Consider the following 1,999-nt stretch of genomic DNA (forward strand, 5'->3'; position numbering starts at 1 on the left):
ATGAGCATTGCAACACCGCAGCGCGAAAGCGCGGCAACTCGGGCAGGCGCGCTGCAGGCGCGAGAACGTCCGCTCGCCCAGTGGTGGGCTCTCACCGGGCGGGGCGTGGCGAAGGTCGTCCGCAATGGCGAGCTGATCTTCGCCTTCCTCTCGCCGGCCTTCCTCGCGGTGTGTTTCTACCTGCCGCTGCGCAGCATCATGGACTCTGCGCCCGGCATGAATTATGGCCAGTTCCTGATGCCGATCATCGTTCTGCAGTCGGTGGGCTTCGCCGCGTCGTCGGCGGCGATGCGCGCAGCCAATGACGGTGCCGAGGGGATCAACACCCGGTTTCGGGTTCTGCCCATGTCGGCGGCGGTACCGATGCTCGCGCGGACGGCGACCAACCTCGTGTTGCTCGTCGTTTCGCTGATGTGCGCATCCGTCGCGTGTCTGTTGATCGGTTGGCGAGCCGACGGTGGAGTGGTCGGAACCGTGGGTTTGTTCGCCCTCGCCGCGGCGATCGGAGTGCTGTTCTCGATGCTCGCCGACGGAATCGGGCTGGTCGCGCGGACCCCCGAGGCGACCAGCCAGGCGATGACGCTGCCCACCCTGATTCTGGGCATGCTCTCGACCGGCTTCGTGCCGCTGTCGCAGTTTCCCGAATGGATTCAGCCGTTCGTGCGCAATCAGCCGATCTCGCAGTTCGCCATCGCGATGCGCGCGCTCGACTCCAACACGGCCACGTGGGAGATCGTGCGGCCCTCGATCGCTTGGTGCGGCGGACTACTCGTCGCCGCGGTGGTGCTGCTGATCCTCGGGAGCAGGAAGGCATGGAAATGAGCGCCCCGTCGACCAACAGCATCGCCGGCGATCACCTCATCCCGGTCGCCGCGAACGTTCCGAGCGAATCCTCGTTGCGCGGCTGGTGGACACAGAGCATGCCGTTGACCGGCCGCCAGGTACTCGTCTTCGTCCGGGATTTTCCGACGCTACTGCAGTCGCTCATCTTCCCGGCCCTGAGCATGTTGATGTTCAAGGTCGTGCTCGGTGACGCCATCGGGTCGGCAACCGGTGAGAACAGTGCATACGGCACGGTGCCGCTGGTGATCCTCGTCGGGGCGATGTTCGGTTCGATCGCGTCGGCGACCCGGCTCAACCGGGAGCGCGCCACCGGGCTCCTCGCGCGCCTATATGTACTGCCCATCAACCGAGCCGCGGACCTGACCTCGAGGATCGCCGCGGAACTCATTCGCATTCTCATCACGACGGTGATCTTGTTGGCGGCCGGATTCCTGATCGGCTTCCGGTTCACCCAGGGCCCCGGCCCGGCGATCGGGCTCGTCGCGGTCGCGCTGGCCTACGGGGCGGCGTTCTCGACGATGACCCTTGCCCTTGCCGTCAATGCCAAGCCCGGCGCCCCGATCGTGCCCTACCTGGGTCTGTTCTCCAGCCTGCTGATGTTCTTCAATTCGGGGTTCTCTCCGGTGAGCGCGTACCCCACGTGGTTGCAGCCGGTGGTCGAGAACCAGCCCATGACGCCGGCCATCGAGTCGATGCGGGCGCTGGCCGCGGGCGGGCCGCTGACCGAGAACCTCATCAAGGTCGCCATCTGGGTGGTGGTGCTCATCGCGGTGTCGATTGTGCCCGCTTTGCGTGGATATCGGCGGGCAGCGCGCGACCGATGACATCCTGTCAACCACGCGACGAAGTGTCCAGCAATTTCACAGCAGAGATGTGGTATTCGGGGCCGCGCATCATCGGAGCCCGGTACTCGCTGGTAGTGCGACATGTCGGATTTCGTTCGGTGTACAACAGCCGACGTAATTTATCGCGTAACGTCGTGCCTAATTGCCAGCGATTGAAAGAATGGACTGCGTCCACGGTTCACTCTTCCGCGCGACGCAGGGAATGGCCTCACGTGCTCGTTTGAGGTTCAGTCCGTGGCGTGGAAATGTGAATTGTCGGTGTAATTCCGGGTCGGGGCCACGGCCCATCGGATGACGTTCGAAAACGAGAG

At 64.4% G+C, this 1,999-nt stretch carries 2 protein-coding genes; both read left to right on the top strand.

Annotation, left to right across the window (positions count from 1 at the left end):
• The gene (locus P3L18_RS11220; protein WP_346348427.1) at positions 1–822 is read left to right on the top strand and encodes an ABC transporter permease; all 822 of its coding nucleotides are present in this window, start codon (positions 1–3) and stop codon (positions 820–822) included.
• Positions 819–1,667 (top strand): ABC transporter permease, encoded by an 849-nt coding sequence (locus P3L18_RS11225; protein ID WP_079930667.1) that lies wholly within the window; start codon positions 819–821, stop codon positions 1,665–1,667. The genes P3L18_RS11220 and P3L18_RS11225 overlap by 4 nt, the downstream gene beginning before the upstream one ends.
• Positions 1,668–1,999 lie beyond the last annotated feature (332 nt).

This window comes from Gordonia sp. N1V, assembly GCF_029269935.1.
GTDB classification, from domain to species: domain Bacteria; phylum Actinomycetota; class Actinomycetes; order Mycobacteriales; family Mycobacteriaceae; genus Gordonia; species Gordonia polyisoprenivorans.

Bases quoted from the DNA above. Each gene is read 5' to 3' on its own strand.
- P3L18_RS11225 (WP_079930667.1), top strand. From the start codon at position 819: ATGAGCGCCCCGTCGACCAACAGCATCGCCGGCGATCACCTCATCCCG.
- P3L18_RS11220 (WP_346348427.1), top strand. From the start codon at position 1: ATGAGCATTGCAACACCGCAGCGCGAAAGCGCGGCAACTCGGGCAGGC.